General features: G+C 44.2%; 17 protein-coding genes. 5 read left to right on the top strand and 12 right to left on the bottom strand.

All coding sequences use genetic code 11. The features are described 5' to 3' along the window. The first annotated feature begins 218 nt into the window (after positions 1-218). The gene (locus FK220_RS11385) at positions 219-989 is read left to right on the top strand and encodes a DUF481 domain-containing protein (RefSeq protein ID WP_152574452.1); all 771 of its coding nucleotides are present in this window, start codon (positions 219-221) and stop codon (positions 987-989) included. A 291-nt stretch (positions 990-1,280) separates the two neighbouring features. Here the strand turns inward: FK220_RS11385 and FK220_RS11380 are convergent, their stop codons facing one another. The 3 genes from FK220_RS11380 to FK220_RS11370 all read right to left on the bottom strand — a co-directional run bounded on the left by FK220_RS11380 (position 1,281) and on the right by FK220_RS11370 (position 3,999). Beyond that, the gene (locus tag FK220_RS11380; protein ID WP_152574451.1) at positions 1,281-1,952 is read right to left on the bottom strand and encodes an FAD-binding oxidoreductase; all 672 of its coding nucleotides are present in this window, start codon (positions 1,950-1,952) and stop codon (positions 1,281-1,283) included. A 46-nt stretch (positions 1,953-1,998) separates the two neighbouring features. Beyond that, positions 1,999-2,631: an SDR family oxidoreductase gene (locus tag FK220_RS11375; protein ID WP_152574450.1), complete on the bottom strand. Its 633-nt coding sequence runs from the start codon at positions 2,629-2,631 to the stop codon at positions 1,999-2,001. Between the two features lie 453 nt (positions 2,632-3,084). Continuing rightward, the gene (locus tag FK220_RS11370; RefSeq protein ID WP_317168330.1) at positions 3,085-3,999 is read right to left on the bottom strand and encodes a sugar phosphate isomerase/epimerase family protein; all 915 of its coding nucleotides are present in this window, start codon (positions 3,997-3,999) and stop codon (positions 3,085-3,087) included. Positions 4,000-4,101: 102 nt separating this feature from the next. On the opposite strand from FK220_RS11370, the gene FK220_RS11365 reads away from it, so the two are divergent. After that, positions 4,102-5,040, top strand: coding sequence for a lysophospholipid acyltransferase family protein (locus FK220_RS11365; protein WP_152574449.1), 939 nt, complete (start codon positions 4,102-4,104; stop codon positions 5,038-5,040). A gap of 151 nt (positions 5,041-5,191) precedes the next feature. Here the strand turns inward: FK220_RS11365 and FK220_RS11360 are convergent, their stop codons facing one another. Further along, positions 5,192-7,159, bottom strand: coding sequence for an amidohydrolase family protein (locus tag FK220_RS11360; protein ID WP_152574448.1), 1,968 nt, complete (start codon positions 7,157-7,159; stop codon positions 5,192-5,194). Between the two features lie 282 nt (positions 7,160-7,441). On the opposite strand from FK220_RS11360, the gene FK220_RS11355 reads away from it, so the two are divergent. Together FK220_RS11355 and FK220_RS11350 are read left to right on the top strand one after the other, a co-directional pair. Beyond that, positions 7,442-8,539, top strand: a complete 1,098-nt coding sequence (locus tag FK220_RS11355) for a hypothetical protein (RefSeq protein WP_152574447.1) — start codon at positions 7,442-7,444, stop codon at positions 8,537-8,539. A gap of 262 nt (positions 8,540-8,801) precedes the next feature. Continuing rightward, positions 8,802-10,994 carry an amino acid permease gene (locus FK220_RS11350; RefSeq protein WP_152574446.1) on the top strand — a complete coding sequence of 731 codons (2,193 nt, stop codon included), beginning with the start codon at positions 8,802-8,804 and terminating at the stop codon, positions 10,992-10,994. A 54-nt stretch (positions 10,995-11,048) separates the two neighbouring features. On the opposite strand, the gene FK220_RS11345 is transcribed toward FK220_RS11350, so the two are convergent. The 7 genes from FK220_RS11345 to FK220_RS11315 form a co-directional block, all read right to left on the bottom strand. Next, on the bottom strand, positions 11,049-12,353 hold the full coding sequence (locus FK220_RS11345) for an APC family permease (protein ID WP_152574445.1): 1,305 nt from the start codon (positions 12,351-12,353) through the stop codon (positions 11,049-11,051). A gap of 3 nt (positions 12,354-12,356) precedes the next feature. Further along, on the bottom strand, positions 12,357-13,076 hold the full coding sequence (locus FK220_RS11340; protein WP_166204887.1) for a CheR family methyltransferase: 720 nt from the start codon (positions 13,074-13,076) through the stop codon (positions 12,357-12,359). Positions 13,077-13,211: 135 nt separating this feature from the next. Next, entirely contained in the window at positions 13,212-14,363 is a 1,152-nt protein-coding gene (locus FK220_RS11335; RefSeq protein WP_152574443.1) for a methionine adenosyltransferase, read from the bottom strand. Positions 14,364-14,599: 236 nt separating this feature from the next. Continuing rightward, positions 14,600-15,652 (bottom strand): DUF3667 domain-containing protein, encoded by a 1,053-nt coding sequence (locus tag FK220_RS11330; protein WP_152574442.1) that lies wholly within the window; start codon positions 15,650-15,652, stop codon positions 14,600-14,602. 45 nt (positions 15,653-15,697) lie between these two features. Further along, positions 15,698-16,414 carry a protein-L-isoaspartate(D-aspartate) O-methyltransferase gene (locus FK220_RS11325; protein ID WP_152574441.1) on the bottom strand — a complete coding sequence of 239 codons (717 nt, stop codon included), beginning with the start codon at positions 16,412-16,414 and terminating at the stop codon, positions 15,698-15,700. Positions 16,415-16,551: 137 nt separating this feature from the next. Then, positions 16,552-18,420 (bottom strand): adenylate/guanylate cyclase domain-containing protein, encoded by a 1,869-nt coding sequence (locus FK220_RS11320; RefSeq protein ID WP_152574440.1) that lies wholly within the window; start codon positions 18,418-18,420, stop codon positions 16,552-16,554. Positions 18,421-18,442: 22 nt separating this feature from the next. Next, positions 18,443-18,919 carry a hypothetical protein gene (locus tag FK220_RS11315; RefSeq protein ID WP_152574439.1) on the bottom strand — a complete coding sequence of 159 codons (477 nt, stop codon included), beginning with the start codon at positions 18,917-18,919 and terminating at the stop codon, positions 18,443-18,445. A gap of 394 nt (positions 18,920-19,313) precedes the next feature. Here FK220_RS11315 and FK220_RS11310 point away from each other — a divergent pair, with 394 nt between their 5' ends. Further along, the gene (locus FK220_RS11310) at positions 19,314-19,901 is read left to right on the top strand and encodes a Pycsar system effector family protein (RefSeq protein ID WP_238718993.1); all 588 of its coding nucleotides are present in this window, start codon (positions 19,314-19,316) and stop codon (positions 19,899-19,901) included. 46 nt (positions 19,902-19,947) lie between these two features. On the opposite strand, the gene FK220_RS11305 is transcribed toward FK220_RS11310, so the two are convergent. Further along, the gene (locus FK220_RS11305) at positions 19,948-20,709 is read right to left on the bottom strand and encodes an SDR family NAD(P)-dependent oxidoreductase (protein WP_152574438.1); all 762 of its coding nucleotides are present in this window, start codon (positions 20,707-20,709) and stop codon (positions 19,948-19,950) included. Between the last annotated feature and the right edge of the window lie 17 nt (positions 20,710-20,726).

Genomic DNA, 20,726 nt, shown 5'->3' with positions numbered 1-20,726 from the left:
TTGATAGCTGTGCTTATTGGACTGAAACAAGATCGAAAAGTTACAACAATACTTGAAATGATTGTCCTGCAACTTTTCAATTGATAGTGTGCTTATTTATGGAAGACAACCAAAGTGAAAGACTTGCGACAATACCGAGACAAATCTCCCAATTATTACCCGCTATTCCATCCATCGCATATTTTGGATATTTTTGGTGCTTTTAAACCGAGCAGGTTATGAAGATTCTTAGGGTCATGTTTTGGTTGTGCCTCCTGGTGGGTGGTTTGTCCCACCTTCGCGCACAGTTGGTCAATATCGAATCCAAACGGATGCAGCGCGATTCGGTCCGTTTGACGCTGAAGAGCGACCTTCTCTTCAACTATACCGATAACAACGGTAACTATATCCTGCAAATCGGCTCTAACCTAACCACACAACTTAAATCCAAGGATTTAAAAAAAATCTATTTCTTCATAGGAAATTATAACCTGATCCGAACCAGGGACGAGGATTTTCAAAATTCCTGGTTTTTCCATTTTAGGTATAATCAAAAGCTCAGCGACTTATGGCGTCTGGAAGCTTTTCTGCAGAATCAGAACAACGAGCGTTTGATTATTACCTCTCGAAACCTGATAGGAGCAGGAGTGCGTTTGAAATTGGTCTCCGAGGAAAAAACCAAGGTTTATTTTGGAAATGCCTATATGTATGAAACGGAGAGAATAGCTGCTACCGGACAGGAATTTTATAACCACAGAAATAGCAGTTATCTATCTGTTAATCAAGCATTGGAGAAGCCAAGAATCGATTTTACGGGAACGGTTTACTTTCAACCACTGTATCGCACCATTTCCAATCATCGGGTGTTATGTGAACTAAAGGCAGAAGTACCTATAACCCAAGTAGTGAGTCTTTCAGCGCTCTATAATTATTTCTTCAGTAGCTTTTTGCCGAATTCCGAAAATGACCGATCTTCCAATCTCAGGGTAGGACTCACCTTTACTTTATAGTTGTGCTAGATGCCGTTGGGTAGATATCGACAAACAATACATATCGACGTTCGAAGAGCCATGAAAAATATTGAATCCCTAAGCGTCTATTTTCTTGCAAAGACCGGTTTAGATTAAATCACCAAACATCCAGACAATTTTTTTGTTTTGGCTACCGACCAATAGTGTTGTTCGTACTAGTTCATTGGGACTTTTAATGAATCGTTACTTCCAATGGGCTCAAGCCTGTTTGCATCGGTATAGACAGTAGCGCATGAGATTATCTTTATTTGAACATTCTAATCGTGTATCTTAATCCAGCCCCTCTGCGACCAAAAGCTTTTTGGATAGGCCCATCGCATACAAATCTGCCTGCAGTGCATCCATCATTGGTGGTGGACCGCATAAATAGACATGCTTGGTAACATCCAAATCGTGTTGTGTTAAAACATTCTTATCGATATGTCCATGCGGATAGCCTTCCTTATCCTCATCGGAAAGGATGTTGTAAAAATTATCGCCCAACCAGGTTTCCAGAAGTCCTTTATAGATAATATCCTTTTCGGTTTGATTTCCAAAAAAGAGTTGATGTCCATCCAACCGCTGCTTTCGATGTAAGTCTTTCAGAATGGCAATGAAAGGTGTGATACCGGCACCACCTGCGATAAAACTCCCCTCTCCCTTATATTCTATGGCACCCCAGGAATCGCCAATTATCAACCTATCCCCTACTTTGAGATTTAATAACTGTTTGGTGACCCCGTCGTGGGAGAGATAAACTTTAATAGTGAATTCCAATTCCCCATCCTCGGGCAAACTGGTGAAGGTAAAGGGTCTTTTTTCCTCTCTCAGCCCCTCCTTGTCGATGGCCAATTCAGTAGCTTGCCCCGGAACAAACGTATATCCCTCCGGTTTCTCCGTGACCAGATGTAGCACATTATGTGTTACGAATTCGATTTTTTTAAGAAGTACCTGATGTTCCATATTACTTTCCTTATGAATTAAATGTGTATTGGAAGTTCCGATGATATTAGCTGGAAATCTTGTCCATAGCCTTTCCTATCAAGGTATCCCCTTCCAAAATCTCGAAGGTCTTATCATTAGCGGTGTCATCGTGTAACGCTCTGACCAATGTTTGGGCCACATCTTCACGGGAAATGGAGCCGTCTTGGCCCAACCGTTGGCCCAACTTAATTTTTCCTGTACTTTTTTCGTTGGTCAGGGGTCCTGGGCGTACGATGGCATAACGTAATTCGCTTTCCCTTAAGTGTTCATCAGCCTTGTGTTTAGCTTCCAGATATTCCTGTAATTCCGTTGCTTTTTGCGGCGCTCCCGCTCCCATAGAACTTAGCATCACAAATTTCTTGATTCCTTCTTTTTTTGAGGCATCGATGAGCTTTTTGGCCCCTTCTTGGTCAACCGCCACGACCTCTTTTCCTCCTGAGCCGGCGGCGAAGACCACTTTATCGATATCTTGGACTGTATGGGCAACATCTTCCTTAAGATCCCCTAAAACCGTATCAATCTGTTCTTTTTCAAACTGTGCTTTCTGGGATTCTTTCCTAACCATGGCAACAGGTCTAAAATATTGGGAGGTTTTTAGGAGTTGAACCACCTTCCTGCCGGTTTTTCCTGTAGCGCCTGCAACAAGTACTTTTTCCATAATTAAAATTTTACGGAAAGATGCGTTTTAATTCAACAGCCATTTAATGCGTATTGTAAGATTATTGACCCATATGCCAGAAAAAGCTTAAATCTTATTAATTGCATAGGTATTCTTAAACCGGGATTTGGTATTCACGGAAATAGCGACGATGACCATTCCCCGAAACCGTAGTCACAACTTTAAAAAACCAAGGCCGTTATGCTGATAACGACCTATGGTTCTTAACTAACAAAAATCTACTCACAAGGGTACCGTTTTTACCCGGAATTGTAACGGACTTGCCATGAAGAATTCAGCTCTTTATAGTCATTCCCTGCTCGCATACCTGCCGTAAAACTATTTTATTCCCTCTTTAAAAATGAGCACAAAAGAATATTTTTTTAGTGCAATACCGATTTGATAACGAGAAGACACATATACCGACATCGGTAAAGAGCCCTCAGAATCCGATTACAGGAAACGTCGTAAATGTTGTTTGAAGTAAGCGGCACTATCCGAAATACTTTGCATCGAACTATGGGCGAAATTGCCACCTTGTTCCAGATAGTAATATTCCAGGGCGTCCATATTAATGTTTGATAGGATATCCACATAGTCAATCGATCCGTTCCCCAATTCCGTGTAATCCCGGGTCAACGTGTCCATATCCTTTATATGCCACATGACATAGCGCCCCGGTTGCTCGGCGATCCATGCTGCCGGGCTCTTTTTTGAAGAATGCATTACCCAATAAAGGTCCATTTGCAGTTTTACGAGTAATGGGTCGGTTTCCCTCAAAATAATGTCATACCCTATCTGTCCTTCTTCATGTTCTGCAAATTCAAAGTCGTGGTTGTGATAGGCAAAACCAAGCCCCGCTTTATGGACACGCTCCCCTATCACATTCAGTTTTTCCGCCAGTACCTTATAGCTTTCAAGGCTTCGGTATTCCGGTGCCAACCACGGCCATGTAATGTACGATGTGCCAAGCGTGCTGGCACCCTCAACACATTGGTCTACATATCGTTTGAGCTCATCGGAGGATTTATCGAAATAGTCGGAAAAAGCGTAGTGGCCACTTGAAACGGTCAATCCCAGGTCATTGAGTAGCTCCTTAAAATCGGAAGCCTTGTAGCCGTAATACGAATTCTTTTCGGCATCATAGCCGTAAATTTCCAAATCATCGTAGCCCAAGTCCTTTACTTGCCTCAAAGTAGCTGCCGGATCTTTGGCCATGGCATCCCGAACGGTAAACAGTTGTAGGCCCATAGGATATTTTTTTCTTCGAATCATGGCAAACTGGGGTATATTTAACAAGGTGGCGGAAAGTGCCAGCGCGGCTTGTTTTACAAAGGTTCGTCGTTTCAAGGGTCTGGATATATTCACAGGATACCGGTTTGGGGGCCCTTCAAAAATAGGGAATCCTAGCCATATGATCAAGTGGCCGTATGAAAGTATTTTAACGATAATATAACAATCAAAGGTTTGATGTTTTTTGTCAAGAAAAGTAATTTCGACGTTCTTGTAAGGGTCTTTTTACATGAGCTGATGAAGAAATTGGGTACCGTACTTCGTTTTTTTCCCTTCTATCTGATGTCCGTTTTGCCGATGTGGCTCCTGTATCGATTTTCAGACGTACTTTTTTTAGTGGTGTACTACGGTATCGGGTACCGTAAAAAAGTTGTGCGTTCAAATTTAGTCGCGGCTTTTCCCGATAAAGACTTGGATGAAATCCAAAAGATCGAACACGCTTTTTACCGACATTTCTGCGATTTGGGTTTCGAAGCGGTCAAGACATTGACTATCTCCGAACAAAGTATGGAACGACGTTTCGTGGTGAAGAATCCCGAGGTGCCTGGGACGTATTTGGAAAATAGGCAAAATGTACTGGTCTATGCCGCCCATCTGGGTAATTGGGAGTGGTTGGTTTGCATGCCGTTGTACATAAAACATTCAATGCATACATTTTACAAGCCCCTTCAGAACAATTACTTCAACGATTTGTTCCTATTGGTTCGACAACGTTTTGGGGTGCAATGTACAAAAGCGAAAGACGGCTATCGTCTGGTTTTAACTCAAATGAAACGTGGTAAAGCGGTCCTATATTGTCTTATAGCGGATCAAAGTCCGCGGCTGAACGAAGAAAAGTCTTGGCAGGATTTTTTTGGAATGCGTACCGCATTCCTGACTGGACCGGACAAGATTGGAGCCAGGACAAATGCGGTATTCCTTTTTCCCTATTTGACCAAAACCGGAAGGGGGCGCTATGAGTTGGAATTCAAGCATTTTCACAATTCACAACGCGCTAATGATCAGAGCGACCCTATCAATGGTTTTTCCAAAACATTGGAAAAAACGATCAAACAGTTTCCTTTTCTTTGGTTATGGAGCCACCGTAGATGGAAGCTCAACAACCTTTATGGGTAACATAACGAAGCCCTTGCACAGGTGCATGGAAAGTTTAGTGAACTCCCAATTTCCTCAACGCCGCGATACCATATTGATTTTCAGGATTTAGCTCTACCGACTTTTGATAATTTTTAATGGCGAGCGTCCTATTTCCAGCTGCCAGGAAGGCTTATCCCAAACTGTCGTATACATTCCACGAGTCTGGAAAAGCCGAAACGTTGAGTTCAAAAACACCAATGGCTTCCTCTAGCCTATCCAATTGCATTAAAAGGTATCCCACTCCGTTCATCTCCGCTTCCTCCAGCGTATATCTTTTATTCCCCCTCAAATCCGAAAAACGTTTCTGGCCGGCCTTTACGCCATCTTGTAGAGTCGCTATCCTCAGGGCCAAAGGAAGGGTGGTCCGGGCTTCCGGAAAGTGTTTTTGAGAGAATTCATAATGAGCGATTGCCTTCGAAACATCGTTGTTTCTTAAAAGGGCGTAGGTGCCATTTACCAAACCGATACCGTCTACCTTCATGGGGACGTCCGGAAAGTATTCGGAACGTATTTTGACCACTGCTAGTGCTTCCTCCATTCTTCCGGTACCCAGCAATTCACTGATGACATTTTTCAGCTCCGCGGGGTCCATTTCGCCATAGGCCCCATTGTTTTTATTCCGGTTGAACCAGTCTTTTGCGACATCGATGCCCTCATCGATCATTAGATCTCGTAAGTCGTAGGCGAGGGATTTTTTATAGTCCAAAAGCTTTCCTCCCTTGATGATGATCTTTTCAGATTTCAGGTTCTCAAAGTCTTCAAAAGGGTTTTTGTCAAAAAGTACTACATCCGCTTTCTTGCCCACTTCAATCGACCCGTATCGATCTTCCAGTTTCATGGCCTCATAGCCATTCCAGGTGGCGATCTGTAAAATATCGGTCATGGGAATACCTGCTTTGTAAAATAATTCCAGCTCTCGGAGCAATGATTTCCCTCCGAAGCGACAATCCGTTCCAATACGTAGTCTTACTCCTTTATCATGTGCCATTTTTAGGTACCCCATCATGTGGTCAAAGGCTTTTTCCAACTGTTCCTTTTGTGTGGTGGAATAGGAAACCATTGGTTTTCTTCGAATGGGAAAATATTCGAAGGAAGTAAAGAAATCCGTTTTACCGGCTGCAGAGGCGAGCACATTTACCGCCGTACTCAAGGTGGCACCTTCTTGGGCCATATGCTCGAACAAAGCCTTGAGACGTGCCTCAAATTGCGGGTGGTCGTTGATATATCCGAAGAAATATACCATATGGGCGGCAAACTCATCGATGCTGGGAGACATGCGGATACCGTACTCTTCGTTCATTTTGGTCCAATGTTCATCATAGTCGAGAATGCTCGGGGTCACGGTAAAGAAATGTTCGAAATTTTTAATACCCATATTCATGGCCTCTTGAATGGTGACCACGTTATTGTCCGTATGGGTGTTGATAGTAATCCCATATTTTTTGGCTTCATCGACCATGGCTTCCATATCCTGTTTTTGCAGTTTGCGATACAATTTCATATGCTTGAGCCCCATTTCGGCATAGGTGCGCACTTTCCTGCGACCATCCTCGGGGCCCATCACCTCAATATGGTGCTGGGGTTGCCTACGGTCTTCATCCGAAACGATCGATCCTCCGCAAATGAACAGATTAGGGTGGTCGGAATCGGGATTTTTTTGCCAGTTGAGGGTAACATCCATCCAAGACTCGGGTTGTCCCATATCGATAATTGTGGTAACCCCGTAGGATAGATACTGGTGGGTCATCAAATCCCTTATCAAATCCAAATCATCCTGTGGAAGCGGTTCAGGGGCAGTTTCACTGCTGCTTCCATAATTTTGCATGAGGTGGGTATGCGTATCGATGAATCCGGGGACGAGCAACCGACCGTTACCGGTAATGGTAGTTTGGGCATCGAAATTCCCACTTGCGTCGATAATGGCGGCAATTGTGTCGGAACTGATTAACACCGTTTTGTTTGCGATGACATTTTTGTTCCTACTGTCGAACAAGAGCACGTTTTGAATGGCCAAATCATAGGATGGGTCGGGTGCGCAGTTCGTAAGGCATAGTGCCCCAAGAAATACGACACTGATGGAGAGCAGTTGTTTTTTCATGTTTTTAGATTGATGATTTGTTAAAATGACCTTTTGTAAAGGTGGTTTATATTGAATAGTCCCGAAACGGGAAAATGTAACAGGAACACTCCGATTTTTTGCTTCGGGTCTCTGGAGTGTCGTACTTTGAATATCACGCCACCGTAGTTTTGATAAAAATTACGTACCACCATCTTTCCGATGGATGAAAGGATATTCTCGTAAAATGACACTATTTTATCAGAGATGCTCGTATCGACAAGACTAATGGGTTTATACCTTATATTGGAACGTTAACGAAAGATGGCAGCAGAATCAATTACATCAAAAATGCAGTATACCCGCGTATCCTATCGGATTTTATTGATTTTTTCATTATTTCTAGTGGGCTGCGAGATGGAGACGGACCGATTGGTCATCGAGGACCTGGGGAAGGAGTACCGTCCTCTCAAGGAAAAACTACTTCAAGGATTGTACCATCACATCGAGGAAGACGACAACGTGGTCGGCGGGAATACCAGTATCCGAAATATGGATGCCGAACACCTCGTTTGGAAAGGCAACCCTAACGGAAATGGATATGGGTATTTTCAACGGAATAGGGACTTAGGACAGGTATTCACGGTACCTGCCACCCACGATGTGCAATTGGATGCCCTGGTTTTGCGCACCAGCCGGGGAGATAATGCCGTAATGTACGGTACACCTGGTGCTGCGCTCTATGTAGTTTTTTATGAAGTTGAGAAAGCAAAGGGGCAAGAAATCCGAATCAATGGGAACGGCACTACCAAAGGGGATGAAGCCACCCATGGTTTTGACGTTCAATTCAATCGAGCCGATGACTATATCGAAGGCGTGGACTATGTATTCCTCCATCGTTCCGAAGGGGGTATTTTTCCAGAAATACCCCCGACCACACAGTTTGTGTATGATAAGGGTGATGGGAAGCCCTTTGGAGAACAGGAAGGACATTTACGCTATTTTCGATGTGATTTGTTAAACGCCTCGGAACTGATTCTGGAAGCCGGAAAGCAATACGCTTTTATGATCGGGTTCTCCCACCCAGGTGAGGCGAGGGGGTTGGCCCTGGCCATCGACTCGGAAGTGCATACCAAGGAGGCTGCTGAATTTGTGAGGGACGGGGCTGGAAATATTCGCTGGGGCATCCGTCGGGAAGGAAATGGCAGACTGCCCCCCACCATGACCGTGGGGCCTACACCTCCCCCCGATAAGGAAATGTACGACCTCCTGGTAAGTGAATCACTTTTCCCCCCCGATCATTACGAAACCCTAACTCCGACCACGAACGGTTATCCGGATGTCGACACCTATAGGACCCTTCAATTCTACTTGGAGCTTAAGAAAACAATTCCTAAGAAAGGAATAGCGACACCGGAATAATAGAATGAATTGTGCCCCTTTGTGCTTTTGATACCACCGTTGGCCGTTTGAACTTGGATATCACCGGTGAATTCTTGACTATCGGAACAAAAAGCCACCTCCAAACAGCTGCATACCCCCTCCGACCCAATAGGGTAAATCCTATGGTGGCTACGTACCCTAGCTCGCAAATTTTTATCGTTACTAGCTATAATTCGGGATATCTAAAATAGATAGCTATTTAATTAGTACATTAAACATCAAATTCCAACGGTTTCTTTTAATGGACAACCAACCCAACAAGCTAAAAAAATTCGGAACGTTTGGCGGTGTATTCACGCCGACCTTACTTACCATACTAGGGGTTATCATGTACTTGCGCCTTGGCTGGGTCGTAGGAAACGCCGGGCTTTTGGGTGCTTGGTTGATTATTTTAATTTCTTTTTTGATTACGTTATGTACCGCGCTTTCCATGTCTGCTATCACGACCAACATCCGCATTGGGGCCGGCGGGGCGTATGCTATTGTATCACAGGCCTTGGGTTTGGAAGTTGGGGGAAGTTTGGGTATACCCCGATATATTTCCCAGGGGTTGGCCGTGACCATGTATATCTTTGGTTTTAGGGAGGGTTGGTTGGGTATTTTTCCAGATCATAATGCGTTTTTAGTAGACATTATCGTTTTTGGAATACTCTTTTCAATTGCCTACGTAAGTGCGAACTTGGCTATTAAAACCCAATTCATCATCATGGGAATTATCATATTGTCGCTAATTTCAATAGTGGTCGCCGCTTATGAAGGCGTGATGACAATCCCAACGAGCGATGCCCTAAGCTGGGGATCATTCAGGGGTTCTGTCGAAAATGGTTTTAGTGGTAGCAATTTTTGGGTTGTTTTCGCAGTTTTCTTTCCTGCCGCGACTGGCATCATGGCGGGTGCCAATATGTCCGGTGAACTTAAAAATCCCAAAAAAAGTATTCCAAGTGGTACACTCTGGGCCATAGGAGTCAGTTTTATCATTTATATGCTACTAGCCTTCTGGATTGCAAGAAGCGCTACGGAACAGGAACTGCTCACTAATTATTATATCATGGTAGACAAAGCATTTATAGGCCCTCTGGTTATTGCAGGAATCCTAGGAGCCACCTTTTCATCAGCCTTGGCCTCTATCGTGGGTTCATCACGTATTCTGTTTGCTATGGGGGAACACAAAGTATTGCCCTACTCCAATTTCTTATACGGACAAAGCAAAAATGGTCAGCCAAGAAACGCTATGCTGGTGACCGGAATATTAATTTTTTTGACCTTGCTTTTGCGAAACATCAACGCTGTTGCCCCTTTGGTAACCTTGTTCTTTTTGATAACCTATGCCATGATCAACATTGTTGTTATCATTGAGCAGCGACTTGGATTGATTAGTTATCGCCCCGTATTCAAGATTCATAAATGGGTGCCGTGGTTTGGACTAATATCATCGGTCTTTGCCATGTTCATTATCAACCCTGCAGTAAGCTTGTTATCCATCATGATCGTGCTGATGGTGTATTGGTATTTGTCGCGCCAAAACTTGGAAACACCCTTTGAAGATGTGCGTTCGGGCCTATTTGTCTCCTTTGCGGAATGGGCGGCCAAACATACCTGGGGCATGAAAAAAATGCAGCAACGGGCTTGGAAGGCGAATTTAATGGTTCCCGTAAGGGATGTAAACGGACTAAAGGGAAATTTTGAGTTTTTGCGGAATATAGCCAAGCCCAAGGGTTCTATAAAATTAGTAGGTATCGAATCCTTTTCCGAATCGAACACCTTGTCTTCCGAATTGGAGTCTATCTCGGCCGCGTTTCGGGAAAAGGGAGTTTTTTCTTCCTCTACGGTTATTCACACCGATGAATTTGCGAATGGCATCAATTACGGAAGCCAAGCACTTCAAGGTGCTTTTTTTCGCCCCAACATCGTGTTTTTGAATATGCAGGACCACGACAATTATGAAACCGAATTAAGACCGGTGATGAAAGAATCCATTCGACTGGAAATCGGGGTTTTATTGTATTTGTCGCATCCAACAGCCTTGTTAGGGCAACGTAATACCATTAATGTTTGGGTCAGTGACCGACAGGGCAATTGGAGTTTGGGTTGGGATATTGGAAACTTGGATCTTTCCATTCTAGTGGCTTATAAATTAAAAATGAATTGGGGCGCACGTATTCGATTGATCACTGTTGTTACCGACCCCAAAGAAGAAGAGAACGCTAAAAAATTCTTGAGTTCATTGATTAATCTGGCCCGGTTGCCGAAGACATTGACCGAAGTACACGTTGGTAATTTTAGTACTATTGTCGAGAAAGCACCCTCTGCCGATGTGAACATTTTTGGAATGGATGAAGACCTTCCGTTCAAGTTTGTAAAGGAAATGTCGATAAAAACACAAAGTTCCTGCCTCTTTGTCAAAGATTCGGGTCACGAAAGTATCTTAGCATAATTGCATTGCCCCACCGACGGTTTTTCGCGTGAATACTACATCCGATAGGGATATTCAGGATGGCAATCCCTGCCTTTTGCCGTAAAATCCATCCGTTTTATAAACCAGAAAACCCACGACCAGGTTAAGTATGCCGAGGCCGGTTTCCAAGGGTTGTGCAAATACCAAATAAACGAGTACCCAGACACTGAGAATCAAGAAGATGATTTGTGGAATGGGGAACAACGGGCTCCGAAACCCGCTTTTGGTATTACTTTTACGTCGAACGACAAAAACTGCGGAAACCGCCAAGGCCGCAAACAACTGTAATACAAAACCACTGTAGACCATTACCTGTTCAAAGGTTCCAGTGAATAATAACAACAGGGTGATTGCTGTTTGGAGCCAAATGGCCCTTAGTGGAATAGCGCGTTTTGTTTTTAGGGAAAACCAACGCCATAAGGCGTGGTCCTCGCCCATTACCTGTGTTACCCTCGGGCCTGCCCAGACCATGGCACTGATACTGGAGATGAGCATCAAGGCTATGCCGAAACTAATCATCTCCCCACCCTTTTCCCCAAAAAGGGAAATTGCGGTGAGCTGTCCGATTTCCAACTCTCCCTTAATGGTTTCCAAGGGGTTCTGTCTGAGGAATACATAGTTCAATAGTAAGTAAAGCAAACTTACCACAGCGGTACCCAAAAGCAGGGCCCTTGGTAGTGTTTTACGTGCTTCCCGAATCTCATCAACAATATAGGCCGCTGCGTTCCAGCCCGAATAGGAAAAGGTAACGAAGACGAAGGAGACGGCGAAGGCGGGCAAGAAGAGTTCCTGTTTCCAACTACCGTCCCAAAGGAAAGCGGAGACGACGGGGGTCCGTGTCAATCCAAAATATAATAATAGGATAATCAGCAGTATCTTGAGCAAGGTAGAGGTATTTTGAAGTATGCTACTTCGTTTAATACTCATCGAATGGAAAACACTGATGATAACAATGGTAAATACCGCCAAAACCTGTTCTGGAATACCGAGATATGGTCCAATGTAGGCTCCCAATGCCATTGCGGACAGGGCAATCGGCGCAGAAAATCCGATAGTAAGGGAGACCCATCCCGATAGGTACCCCAAGAGTGGGTGAAAGGCCTTTGATAGAAAATGATATTCCCCACCCGAACGTTTCCAATAGGTGGCTATTTCCGCATAGCTAAGGGCACCACACAAAGCCATTAACGCTCCGAGGGACCACAGTATCAGAATCGACCAGGAATTGGTGGTATCCATCAACTGAAACCCCAAACTTGTGAAGATGCCGGCACCGATCATGTTGGCCACTACAATGGCGGTCGCCGTCGGTAATCCTATGGAATTGGATTCTGTCATAGGCTATGGAGAGATATGTGGGTCGCCCGTCCTTTCATAGATATTCAATTTTTCGACTTTCGAGTTAAAACCTTGTAATCCCTCCGGCAGTTTCTCATGGCAGCCCAATATCAAGATGCCCCCTGGTCTAAGAACCGATTTCAGTTGGTTAAAAATAGCCAATTGAAGTTCAGGTTCAAAGTAGGTGGCAACCAGGTTTCTGCACAACAGCATACCAAACTTTCCTGCTGGTGTAGTACTGCGAATATCTTGTTGCATCCAGGTAATACGGTCACCAAATCCAGAATGGATACAATAACGATCTTCTTTTACGGAAAAGGCCTTGGTCAACCAATCTTTAGGCAATCCCTTTAGGCTCCCTAACTGGTAACATCCTTTTTTGGCCCGCTCCAAGAGGTTCTCATCTATATCCGTTGCTATGATCTCGAAATCCGTCTCGGTAAATTTCTCTGAAAGGACCAATTGCCAGATGATGGAAAGTGTATAGGGTTCTTCACCAGATGCACAACCGGCGGACCAACATCGAAGTGGACGGTTTTCCAACCTTGCCTTGAAGGCCAATCCAGGGAGTATTTCATCCTTCAACAAATCAAAAACCGCCCAGTCACGGTAAAACCTGGAAATAGTAATTCTACACATTTCATCCAGTATATTCCATTCTGAAGCTTGGGTCGTTAGCCTGCTACGGTATTCCTCGAAGCTTTGTAAGTCCAAAACTTTCATGCGTCGACGTATTCGTTTGCAAACCTGCTTATGTACTTTCCGAAAACCGGCCCATCGCATCCTCATCCTTGGAAGCGCCCACTGCAAAAATTTGATACAATCGTTTTTCATCAAAGGGTAGCTTAAGCGTAATTTCTATTGATATATAATTCGCTTCCAGTAGTTTGGCAGTTCGAGGAGCTTCTCTCGGGTCAAATCCTTAATCAACTTTTTATCAACCTTCCTATTCTTCAGTTGAAGATGCACCAACTGCGGCTCGTTGATGGGTTCCCCGATTTGGGATAGAAGAAACACTCTGGCTTCGTCCACCAATTGGTTTTCGACAAGGGCACGGCTCAGATCCATAGCGAGGTAGTTATAAATTTTTCCGGTGTGGTTAATTGGGTTTTTGCCAGAAGTGGCTTCCAGACTCATCGGACGATAAGGGGTAATCAATCCGTTGATTCGATTTCCCCTACCCACTTGGCCGTCATCACCATGTTCCGCACTCGTGCCGGTAACGGTAAGATAAATACTTTCGCTGGGGTAGTCATCTGCGGTATTGATTTGAACTGTTGAACCCGATAAATTCAACCTGGTGACCACCCACTCTCTTACCCTCTCAATTTTTGCGATGTAATCGTTTAAATCGTTTATGTATTGGTCGATTATGGCTATTGCGACGGTAAAATGGTTTCCGGAGGGGCCTTTAACACCCATTACCTTGACATCCTCCCCTATAAAGGGAAATTTAATTTTTGTTTCCGGGATATTCAATAACTCCTCTATATGAATAATCAATTTTTGCAAAAGGGAATTTGGATAAAACCCAGCTCCAAAAGAAGTGTCATTGGCTAGGGGAATTTCCCCCTGTCCAAACCGTTGGAACAGCTTCACCAGATCCTCACTACCGGGGCGTATTTTCGCCTCTACCCGGAGATGCCTCCCGACATCCAGGTGCCGGATGTTTTCCCGGACCCATTTTTTTGCCGTTTCGATAGCAATTTCCCGAACCGGTATTTTCTTATCCCCAACTTGATGGGTCGCCCTCCCGGCAATCGTCAATGAAATAGGTTGAACGACCTCTCCGCCATTGTAGGCCGGCCGTGACTGTCCACCGACTAGAAGGGCCTTATCCACATTGTGGTGGAGTATGGCCCCGAACTCCTCCAGATAATATTGACAAAGTGCTACCGAAATCTGCTCGGTAACGACATCGCATATCGTGTCTGGGTGACCAATTCCTTTGCGCTCGGTCATTTCTATAGTGTCATCTTCAAGATTTCCTATAACAATAGTATTTGTCATTTTTTACCAATTACCAGCTGTCGCAGTATCAAGCGGGAAAACGCTTATATACCATTGATTCCAAATTGAGAGGTACCGAAAATAGAACTTTGGTCGCGGGACTGAAATGACCCTTGTCATTCAGTCAATATACCCTACTGGGTTCCGTTTTTTTCGACCCCGACGAGGAATGATGATTCAACCACGGCGTTACAGTACGGTTCGGCATCAAAGCGAGTGCATAAACCGTCACTGAACTAATACAACATAAAAGACGCGAACATCACCCCAAACAGGGCAATGGGAACAATAAAAAGAAGGTAAATAAAGGAGATGGTATTGGCCTTAAAAAAGGCCCCAATCCAGCTACTTTTGTAAAAATTTCTAAGGGCCAACATCAAATAGATTACAAAAGATAAAAAGATCAACACCTCTAACCAAGTGGGGATGTCAAGTAGCCGGTTGGCTAAAATGAGCAAGCAAAAAGTGGTGAAAAGAAAGGTGAAAAAATAGAAGCTAAACACCATGTGGTGTGCGAAGGTTCCTCGCTTCCAATAAAATAGCTTCAACAAAAGGGCGAATAATGGCAACATGAAGAACATGGCTATGGGAATGGTATCGTACAAGGTTTTAAGGATGCCACCTCCTTGTTGCTCATAGAACTTGAGCATTTGTTCATAGAACATCCGGGTGAAAGCACCGGCATCGTCCTGTAAGCCCATAGCCTTTAACTTCTCGGATTTCGTGGCGTTGATAGCGATCAATGAATCCAACGCTTCCCTTTTGAACGAAAAGGATACGTCGGGGTTATTTTGCTCTGCTAAAATAACGGAGTCGATTGCCTTTAGGTCTTGCTCGGAAATTCCGGTGACAACGGCATTTTTTTTAAGGGCATCCCGGGCCATTTCCAAAGCCACGGAGTCTTTCGCCAGTTGAAGGGAATCCAAAATATTTTCCTTCCCAAAGCCTTTTTTTAATGCTTGCGACACTTCGTTGTCGGCCCTTCGAACGTTAAAGGAGAACACGAAGAAAAAGACCACCGATATGAAGAGGTAGAATTGTGCCGGATGCAAGTACGTCACACGTTTTCCATCGACAAAGCGCCGCGCCAATACCCCCGGTTTGGTCAACAAGGGTATAAAGCTTCTAAAAAAACGGGCATCCACGGAAAAATAATTGCTGATCGTGTTGCTGAACAACACCCCGATAGTGAGGTTGTCTGCCGCTTCCTGCCCACAATAAGGGCAGTAGTCGAAAGTAGCATCGAAACTTTTTTCACAATTTTTGCATTTGGTGGTCGGTAACTCCATGCAGGGGTGTAATTTTCCTAGGTATTTGTCACTTACTGAAACCCATCATCTATCCGGGTCTATCGAATCTTTCCTGGTAAAGGGTACAAAACGAACGGCCATCAGGCTTTTGGTCCTTACCTCATTCTTCTTTTTAGTTATCAGCACCAACTGGCGAACCCCGTGATGCGGGCCTACGGGTATGATCATTCTTCCACCTACTTTTAATTGATCTATCAGGGGCTGGGGAATCGAATCGGCTCCCGCGGTGACCATTACCGCGTCAAAAGGGGCCTTTGAGGGCCAGCCGTGATACCCATCGCCCCATTTGACGTTGACATTGTCGTAGCCTAAACGTTTTAATCGCTTTTCTGCCGTGGTGGCCAAGTCCTTCACAATTTCAATGGTATATACCGAATCAACGATTTTAGCCAATACCGCTGCTTGATATCCAGACCCAGTCCCGATTTCCAACACGCGGTGATTTGACTTTAAACGCAGGGCCTGGGTCATAAAGGCGACAATATACGGTTGGGAAATCGTTTGACCATTGCCTATTGGTAATGGACCATCGGTATAGGCCAGATTTTTCAAATTCTCCGGAACAAATTCATGTCGCCGAACGTTCAAGAGTGCCGAAAGCGTCTCGATATCCGTAATATCACGACCCTGTAGTTGTATTCTTACCATCTGCTCTTTTTGGGTTGCAAAGTCCGTTTGGCCAACCAAAGTGCCACAACCTATGAAAAGAACGATTGTAACTGTTAAGAGGGTTTTGCTCATAGCGGGTGGTATTCGACCGTAACGGTAACCAATACGCTAAAATAGGGTTTTGTTCAAAATTTCAAAATGACCTTGGTCACCACGGTTTTAAAGCAAACCCTCTAAATCTAAAATAGCTGGACTTGAACATCAAGCCTTTACAGATGCATAGCAGTAACCGAGGTACTGGCCGCCTTGGTACCGTTGACAAAATACATTTGCATCATTCCCCTGTTCTTCACATAAATCTCCCCACGGGGTTCGCAATTGAAATGATTCTTTATTAAGTCATAGGTGCTTTCACTGATATTGATTCTACCTGGTTTTGACATGGTTTCCATTCGGGAGGCAACGTTCACGGTATCGCCCCAAATATCGTAGGCAAACTTTTTTGTACCGACTACCCCCGCAACAACGGGGCCTGTATTAATACCCACACGAACTTCAAAACTGGTACCATTCCCAGTCCGCTCCTTTGCCTGTTCCACAAATTCGTTGATTTCAAACGCCGCCCGCACCGCATTGAACGCATGATTTTTATCGGGAAATGGCAATCCCCCCGCACACATATAGGAATCCCCCACTGTTTTTATCTTTTCCAGCCCGTGTTTTTCGATGATTTTGTCGAACCTTGAAAAGTAAAAGTCTACACTTTTTACCAATTCTTCGGGAGGAAGATTTTCGGCAAAAGACGTAAACCCCTTAAAATCGGTGAACAAAACGGTAACCGATTCAAATTTCTTTGCTTGTACCCTACCTTTTTCCTTTAATTCGATTGCGGTTTCCTCCGGAAGGATATTTAACAAAAGAGTGTCCGATCGGTCTTTTTCCTTCCTGATTATTTGGTTGGTTCTTTTGATAAATCGATTTCGTCGATAAAGGCCGAAGGCCAGTAAAGCAATCAAGAACAAGGCAATAGTGGTCGCAATGGCAATTATTTGCTGGTTCTCTTTTTGCTGGTTGAGCAGGTCGACCTCTATTTGCTTTTGGGAGATTTCAAAATCGGCTCGTTGATCAGCCATCTGTTGTGCCAAGGTAATATTGCGCACACTATCCTTGTAAGCAATGTGGGATTTGTAGTAGGCCAATGAAGCTGCATTATCTCCCTGACGCTCGTACAGCTCTGAAAGGGCTAAATTGGCATCACTTATTTGGTCCTTAAGCCCATACTGCTGTCCGAGCTCCAAGCTCCTTTGGGCATAGGTAAAGGCCGCATCGAGATTGCCCTGGTCCGCATAGATGTCCGACATATAGGTGAGATAGACGCATATTGGGTAATAATCTCCCAATTCCTTAAGCATTTCCATCGCTTGAACGATGTTTTTTTCAGCTATTGAGTTTTCACCTTTTTGGGCATAGGCGAGACCGATATTTCCCAGGTTATAGGCCATCCCAGGCTTATGACCAAGCTCCTTAAAAATGGCACCGGACTGTTTGAAAAATAGCAAGGCCGAATCGGGTTGTGCAAAATTAAGATTGTATTCATCCCCTAAATTCTCCAGGACCGATGCGTAATTCAAGGGGTCATTATCTTTTTCTTTTTCCAGAATGGCAATAGCATTCTTATAGTAGAAAATGGTGTTTTCACGATTTCCCATAACGGAGTACACCCCGGCGATCGCAGTGTATAAAAGGCCCAACTCTCGGTTTTGGCCCTCGTCCGAAGCGAGTTTCACCCCATTGAGATAGCTTCCCAAAGCCGCGCTGACATCCCCTTTAAGGGTTAGGGCATTTCCTTTTTGTAGGTAGGCACTTATGACCAATTCCGTGGAATCAACTGCTTGTGCTTTTTGTAGTAATATTTCGCTGTACTCGAGTGCTTTGTTCGGGTCGGGATGTACGTAAGCTAGCTTCTCAAGAATACGCAACTCATTTTCCGGTCGATAGGTTTTATTGGAGTAGACGGTCTCAAGGCTATCGGCCAGCTTTTGGTTCTGGCCATACATCATAGCATTTAGGACAAAAAAAAAGCCCAACAGAAAATAGACCTTTTTAGATACGGAAGTAAAGTAAAAATCTGTATTCATGGGGAATCTCTAATGCTGGTCATTAAGCCCCTACCTTAATTTTGGGGTCGATTAAAAAGAACTCCCCATCAACACTGAACTCGATGGCATATTTGTATTCATTGCCCTTGGTTCTTTTATTTATCGTTCCCTTGGCTTTTTTCTTTCCGTTATTACCCATTCCATTAAGCTTTGGCTCGCTGAACAAGCCCGCTCTGCCCCTGACCTCTTCGAATTGGATACTTTCGATATCGATTTCATCTCCGCTTGTCGAGAACGCTTCCCATATGACGGTATCTTCCTCGTTGACCAAAATCGTAAAATTTTCTGGGGAGCTATTATCCAATACCTGTGTATTGGAATCGGTATCAAAACTACAGGCCATGGAAGGGTTGCCATTGTTCAAACGGTCGATATCGACCGATAAGGTAATCGTACGCGTTTCCTGGGCAAATACACCGCTGAAGGATACGAGGCTCGCAGATAGCGCGAGCACTAAATAAATAGCTGTGGTTTTCATTGAGTTGGTTATTTGGTTTTTTTTAAGGTCAACCGACCCCTCGAGGCATACGACCTCGGATTTGACCGGCTTACAAACAAATTTGTTAGAAGTATTTGCTGTGGGGGGGAGTAATAAGCGTATACCCTAACTGCTCTCAAATTAGGAAAATTAATCCATATTCCCCTTTTTACCTGCTTATTTGTGCAAAGCTTCCTATTTTTTGTCCGAATGCCCACCATGAGTTATCGGGGACTAAGAAAAGCTTACATAAAACGTGTTGAATTTCGTCAATTTATGGGATGCCGAATACTCTTGGTGCAGGTTACGATCTCTTTCATGGTTAATTTAGTATCTTTCAAAGGCGAAACGCTATTTTTTTCCCTTTGTTCCCCCTCATATTAAAAATCTGACCATGAACCAACCACAGGAACCAAAGCAAAGGCAAAAACGACCTTCTATCCAGGAAACGCGAAACAGTAAGGGGCATGCCGAAGAATTGGTAGACCATTATTGGGGAAGTATCAATTATGTTTTTGGATTGATCAAAGCTTCGGAGTTGAAAGCGGGATTGATTCTTTCTTTTTACGGTATTCTATTCAGCTTTGTATATCAGAATGTGGGCTTGGTGGTTTCAGAGGCCTCTACATATCCCTTCTTCTACGTCTTGCTCGGGTTATGGGGATTTACCACCGTGGGGTCTATTTTTTTTAGTATTCGTTGTTTCATGCCCCGAATCGAATCCAGATTTAACAAAAACATCTTCTTTTTTAAAGATGTTATCAGTAAATACGGATCTATTGAGGAATTCTCCAAAACTTTTTACCGTATCAGTTTGGATGAAGAACAATTATTCGACCAACTGGGACAACAAGTTTTCATCAACTCTAAAATTGCTTCCCTGAAGTTTAAGAATGTCAATCGATCGATTCTATTATTGGCCTTGGGGCTGTTGCTACTTTTCATAACCGCGTTCGCGCACGCGATTATTGTTTTGGGCTAATGATTTTGTAGCAATTCCTTAAGAGCCCAGTAGGGTAATCGAAAACCTAACGGATATGGCTGCCGCCATTTACGTCAATGGTGGCACCGGTCGCGTGGTCCATGGCACCACTGCAGAGCATGCCAATCAAAGGTGCAAGATCTTCGGGTGTCGTTAACTGGTTCAAAGCGATTTCGTCCAAGACCCGTTGTTCCCCATATTTCGCAATGAAGCTTTCCGCCATCGGCGTACGGGTGAAACCGGGAGCGACTACAAAAGCCTTGATATTTTCTTTTCCAAAAGACCGGGCAACGCTTCTAGCCAGTGAAGTAATACCACCCTTGGAAGCCGCATAGGCTAAATATTCCTCGGTTTCACCCCTGAATGCCGCCCTACTGCCGATGTATATGAACCGCCCTTCCCGATGGGTCCTGAAATGATCAATGCCCAATTTGGTCAAAATACCTACGGAATTTAGATTGACCTCTATAGTCCTTTTCCAAACCGCTAGCCACGCAGCGGTATTTTCTTTCGTGGAATGTGATAAGAATACCCCAGCATTGGCAATGATGACATCAATTTTGCCGAAATGAGCTATTACCGACTCAAAAAGTTGGAAGACTTCTTGCTCTTTGGACAAATCCGCTTGGAAGGTGTGCGACCCAATCCCGTGTTTTGCCACCAGTTGCTCTGCGGCTGACTTGTTGCTATGATAATGTACCCCCACCCGGGCTCCCATCGTCATCAAAAAATCGGCGGTCGCTTTACCGATACCGTCCGAAGCCCCGGTAACCAAAATTGTCTTACCTCTTAAATCGATTGTGATCATTGGTTGTTTAGTCGTTT

It is taken from the genome of Pelagihabitans pacificus, assembly GCF_009371985.2.
Classification (GTDB): domain Bacteria; phylum Bacteroidota; class Bacteroidia; order Flavobacteriales; family Flavobacteriaceae; genus Pelagihabitans; species Pelagihabitans pacificus.
This window is presented reverse-complemented; position numbering and strand designations above follow the sequence as displayed.

Coding starts and splice junctions, on each gene's coding strand:
- FK220_RS11340 (WP_166204887.1), bottom strand. CDS start 13,076: ATGAAAGTTTTGGACTTACAAAGCTTCGAGGAATACCGTAGCAGGCTA.
- FK220_RS11305 (WP_152574438.1), bottom strand. CDS start 20,709: ATGATCACAATCGATTTAAGAGGTAAGACAATTTTGGTTACCGGGGCT.
- FK220_RS11335 (WP_152574443.1), bottom strand. CDS start 14,363: ATGACAAATACTATTGTTATAGGAAATCTTGAAGATGACACTATAGAA.
- FK220_RS11310 (WP_238718993.1), top strand. CDS start 19,314: ATGAACCAACCACAGGAACCAAAGCAAAGGCAAAAACGACCTTCTATC.
- FK220_RS11375 (WP_152574450.1), bottom strand. CDS start 2,631: ATGGAAAAAGTACTTGTTGCAGGCGCTACAGGAAAAACCGGCAGGAAG.
- FK220_RS11350 (WP_152574446.1), top strand. CDS start 8,802: ATGGACAACCAACCCAACAAGCTAAAAAAATTCGGAACGTTTGGCGGT.
- FK220_RS11320 (WP_152574440.1), bottom strand. CDS start 18,420: ATGAATACAGATTTTTACTTTACTTCCGTATCTAAAAAGGTCTATTTT.
- FK220_RS11330 (WP_152574442.1), bottom strand. CDS start 15,652: ATGGAGTTACCGACCACCAAATGCAAAAATTGTGAAAAAAGTTTCGAT.
- FK220_RS11355 (WP_152574447.1), top strand. CDS start 7,442: ATGGCAGCAGAATCAATTACATCAAAAATGCAGTATACCCGCGTATCC.
- FK220_RS11345 (WP_152574445.1), bottom strand. CDS start 12,353: ATGACAGAATCCAATTCCATAGGATTACCGACGGCGACCGCCATTGTA.
- FK220_RS11380 (WP_152574451.1), bottom strand. CDS start 1,952: ATGGAACATCAGGTACTTCTTAAAAAAATCGAATTCGTAACACATAAT.
- FK220_RS11315 (WP_152574439.1), bottom strand. CDS start 18,919: ATGAAAACCACAGCTATTTATTTAGTGCTCGCGCTATCTGCGAGCCTC.
- FK220_RS11325 (WP_152574441.1), bottom strand. CDS start 16,414: ATGAGCAAAACCCTCTTAACAGTTACAATCGTTCTTTTCATAGGTTGT.
- FK220_RS11360 (WP_152574448.1), bottom strand. CDS start 7,159: ATGAAAAAACAACTGCTCTCCATCAGTGTCGTATTTCTTGGGGCACTA.
- FK220_RS11385 (WP_152574452.1), top strand. CDS start 219: ATGAAGATTCTTAGGGTCATGTTTTGGTTGTGCCTCCTGGTGGGTGGT.
- FK220_RS11365 (WP_152574449.1), top strand. CDS start 4,102: ATGTTTTTTGTCAAGAAAAGTAATTTCGACGTTCTTGTAAGGGTCTTT.